At 35.5% G+C, this 4,422-nt stretch carries 2 protein-coding genes and 2 pseudogenes; all 4 read left to right on the forward strand.

Going from position 1 to position 4,422, the window contains the following annotated elements; translation table 11 throughout:
* A pseudogene (locus H5154_RS23895) lies at positions 1-136 on the forward strand (flavohemoglobin expression-modulating QEGLA motif protein); the annotation flags it as partial.
* 450 nt (positions 137-586) lie between these two features.
* Entirely contained in the window at positions 587-3,571 is a 2,985-nt protein-coding gene (locus H5154_RS22285) for a TonB-dependent receptor (RefSeq protein ID WP_182719664.1), read from the forward strand.
* Between the two features lie 95 nt (positions 3,572-3,666).
* A complete protein-coding gene (locus tag H5154_RS22290; protein ID WP_182719665.1) occupies positions 3,667-4,146 on the forward strand; it encodes a hypothetical protein in 480 nt (159 codons plus the stop codon).
* A 79-nt stretch (positions 4,147-4,225) separates the two neighbouring features.
* Positions 4,226-4,422: pseudogene (locus tag H5154_RS22295) on the forward strand (flavohemoglobin expression-modulating QEGLA motif protein); the annotation flags it as partial.

The following is a 4,422-nucleotide window of genomic DNA, read 5'->3' on the forward strand; positions in this document are numbered from 1 at the left end:
AGGTTTTGTACCTAGCGAGCTACGCCAAGCATTTTCTGATCTAAACCGTAATATCATTAGCCAGCTTGGGCAACTCAATCCTATCGCTCAATATATGAGTAAAATGTGCAGCGAGTACAAAACAGCGTTGAGTATGTTTTAACACCTTTCTTATGTATTATTAACGTTAAACTTCATTGCTTATTATGTTAAATTCTAATTAAACTTAAAATTTTTTTGCAGTTGGTGTTGTTTTATTGTTTCTATTCACAATAGCTATGCAAAATACACCTCTTTTAGGAAATTAAGGTTTGTAACGCTATCTCTATATATGCCTCAATGTATGCTACTGAGTTTTATCATTAAAGATAACATTAACATGTAAGTATGTTGTTTTTATTGTAGGTTAACCCTCGCGTTTTAATTTACAAAATAACAATGAACATGAGGTTGTGTACGGTTTGTTAATTTATTTTGTGGTTGACATTAATTTAACTTTTTACTGTTTTTATTGTTTTTTTTATTGTTGTTTTGTTTTGTAAATGTTAAATATATATACCCCAATTATTAATGGGGTATATAAATAATAACATTTAGGGATTCAATAATGATACAAGTGAACAAATTATTTAAAAAAGCTGCAGTTTGCGCAGCAATTTGCTCTTCATTAACTTTTTACAGTGCAACTGCATTAGCAGGAAACGTTGATGGTGCGATTAAAGGGGTTGTAACTCAACAATCAAGTTCAGCGCCTATTGCTGGGGCAACTGTTACTATTTCTAACAAAGAAAATGGTTATGTTAAACAGTTGATTGTAGATTCTAAGGGGCAATTTAACTTAGGTTCAATTCCAATCGGTAATTATGATATTAAAATAGAAAAAGATGGCTATCAGACATCTGTGTTAAATGATGTAAATATTGCAATTGGTAAGTCTTCGTCTCTTGAAATTAATATGGTTGCAGGTGACTTCGAAGTTATTTCTGTGACTGGTAGCCGAATTGCACGTGTTGACGTTACAAACTCAGAAGCATCATTTAATATTTCCGCAGATGAATTATCGCGCTTACCTGTTGCTCAAGATATTACATCTGTTGCAATGCTATCTCCCGGCGTAAATTTAGGTGATGCACGGTTTTCAGATGCTAAAGGTAGTTCATTAGGTAGTTTTGGCGGTGCTTCTCAAGCTGAAAATGTTTATTATGTAAATGGTCTTAATATGACCAATTTCCGCAATGGTGTTGGCGGGTCTACTATTCCATTTTTGGCTTATGACTCTTTCCAGATTAAAACAGGTGGTTACTCAGCTGAATTTGGACGCTCTACTGGTGGTGTTGTTAGCTCTGTAACAAAAAGTGGCTCTAACGAGTTCCATTTTGGTTTACAGCATACACAAAATCTTGATTCGCTCTATGGGAAACGTCCAAACTCTTATTATTTAGCTGATGATTGTAGCTATAAAGCTGAAAATGGTGACGTTGTTGAAGATTGTGCCAACCGAATTGGTGATATTATTACCGATAATAGTGGTGATTCAAGAGAGTCAAGAAAAACAGATCTTTTTGCAAGTGGTGCGTTAATTGAAGATACTTTATTTTTCTATGGTCTATATGAATTTAGAGAGACAAATTACGATGACATCCAAACTCGTGGGACAACATTATTAAATCGTAATGATGACGACCCTTATTATTTAGCCCGTCTTGACTGGAACATCAATGAAGACCATACCTTGATGGGATGGATTTTCAAAGATGAAACAACTGAAAATTCGACAACATATGATAGGGATGAAAATGGTGTTTTAGATACAGAAAACACTTCATCATCTAGTTCATTAACTGGAGGCACTAGTTGGTCAATACGTTATAATGGTAATATTACGGATTATTTTTCAGTGTCTGCTATGGCGGGTAAAGTTGAATTTAATGATACAACCCGTTCAGATGGTGCAGATTGTCCTGCAATCATTGATGCTCAAAATGGACAAAATCTTGGTTGTTGGGATCCTTCAGCATTTCAAATATCAACAAATAGTGACGAACGTAAGCAATATAGAATTGATTTTGAATGGCTAGTAGCTGATGATCATCAGTTACGTTTTGGTTATGATGCAGAGAAAAACACTTCAACTAGTGAAGTAGAGCTTTCTGGTGGAATTTATTACCGATATATTGGTTATGATGCCGGTGCGATTTTACCAAATGGTTATGAGATTCAAGATTCAGGCCGGTATGTTCGTGTACGTAATTACAATGTTGGCGGTGAGTTTGACATCAATAACGAAGCATTTTATATCGAAGATACTTGGAATATAACCGACCGCCTAACTGCAACTATTGGTTTCCGTTGGGATAGCTTTGAAAATCTTAATGCAAGTGGTGATACATTTGTTAAAATAGACAATCAATTTGCACCGCGCTTAGGGTTAGCTTATGATCTGTTTGGTGATGGCGAGCACAAAGTATTTGCTAATGCCGGACGTTACTTTTTACCTGTTGCTTCAAACACTAATGTTCGCTTAGCTGGTGCAGAGTTATATACTCATGATTACTACACAATACAAAGTGAAGGTACTGACGGTGTTCCTGTTTTAGGAGATAAACTAGGTGATACTGACGTAATTGGAGATGGAACGACTCCAAGTCCTGTAAGTGTTCGCGATAGTGGCTTAGCCCCAATGTATCAAGATGAGCTTATCTTAGGGTATCAAGGTATGATAAACGATGATTGGTCTTTTGGTGTTAAGTATACACGTCGTGAAGTTCAAAGTATTATTGATGATGGTAGTATGATTGAAGCATTTAAAAGTATTGGTTTAGAGGGGGCTGCAGCTAATCATTTCTTACTATTTAATCCTGGCGAAAGCGTATCATTCCAGTATGATTATAATGGCGATGGAACTCTTGAGGATTATAACTTTAGTGCTGAACAATTAGGTTACCCAGACGCTAAGCGTAGTTATAACTCAGTTGACTTGATGTTAGAAAGAGCATGGGATGGTGTGTGGATGTTTAACGCAACTTATACATGGGCTCAAAGCTACGGCAACGCAGAAGGTTATGTTAAATCAGATAATGGTCAAGATGATGCTGGCCTAACAACTGATTGGGATTACCCTTATCTAATGGATGGTGCTAATGGTTATCTACCTAATGACCGTCGTCATGCATTAAAACTATTTGGTTCTTATTCTGTTACTGATAATTTATTAGTTGGCGTAAATGCAAATATTACTTCAGGCCGTCCACGTAACGCGTTAGGTGCTGGGTATGCACCTGATCAATCTCAATATCAATATGGCGATACTTACTATGTAGGTGATACTAAATTTTCGCGCGGTAGCTTTGGTCGTACGCCTTGGACATCAACCATTAATGCTAATGTTAAATATGATTTAAGCAGTTTTGCAGCGTTTGATTCAGCATATGTTGCTCTTAATGTTTATAACTTATTTGATGCTTCAAATGTAACTACGTATGAAGAACTTGCAGAAGAGGACGCAGCATTTAACTCTAATGCAAAATTTGGCAGTGCTTTATACTTCCAATCTCCACGTCGAGTTGAAGTTGTATTTAATATGATGTTTTAGTGATTAATCTAAATAAAATTAACATTTGATAACAAGCACTATACTTACTGTATAGTGCTTTTTCGTTAACTCAAAGTTTAGAAATAGGTTCCGATATGAGAAATTTAAATTTAATGGTGTTATTAGTTTTATTAATTTCTTTGGTGGCTTGTGTAAGTTTGCCAATTAAGAAGGATATTAGAGAAGGACATTTTAGATTAAAGAATTTTCAGTTTGAGCAAGGAAAAAAACGGGAGTATGTTTATCTAATGTGTAATAGTAAATCGCCATCTCAATGGGTCACTGCAAGACAATATGAAGCGGGACGTCATATACTATGGGTTAAAGCTTCTATAGGCAGTAGAGATTTTTCGTCCGCCGAAAGAAATGCATTTGTAAAGTTTGAAGTAGATCTAGAGTCTGGTAAAGATTATCAACTCAATAGAGAGATTGTTGGTGACAGTATTATTATTTGGATAGCAGAAGGGAACGGCTCAAATATTAATATTTTAGAGAAATTAACATCACCGTTAACGCGTCCATTAGTTATAGAAGAGCGCTTGAGGAAAGACCAGTGTTTAGAAGGTACAATTTAAAGTTAAACAGTAATTAAATTATTTATATTTGGGCTAAATTAGCCTATCCTCTAGGCTCATTCATCAGTGAGCTTAAAGCATGATAGATAAGGCGTTATTACTTAAAACTCGCGAGTTATCAGATCGATTAATCGCCCTACAAACCCCGATCCGTATCTTAGATGCGATAAATTGGGATAAAAGCATAAAAGAAGAGTTTTTTAGACAAAAATGTCAAAAAAATCCACTGGTTGATAAAGCCTATTATCAGCAACGGGATCTAGGTTTTGTACCTAG

The sequence above is a fragment of the Pseudoalteromonas sp. SR44-5 genome (assembly GCF_014163675.1).
GTDB classification, from domain to species: domain Bacteria; phylum Pseudomonadota; class Gammaproteobacteria; order Enterobacterales; family Alteromonadaceae; genus Pseudoalteromonas; species Pseudoalteromonas rhizosphaerae.

Excerpts from the sequence above, each read along its gene's own strand:
- H5154_RS22285 (WP_182719664.1), top strand. The coding sequence starts at position 587 with ATGATACAAGTGAACAAATTATTTAAAAAAGCTGCAGTTTGCGCAGCA.
- H5154_RS22290 (WP_182719665.1), top strand. The coding sequence starts at position 3,667 with ATGAGAAATTTAAATTTAATGGTGTTATTAGTTTTATTAATTTCTTTG.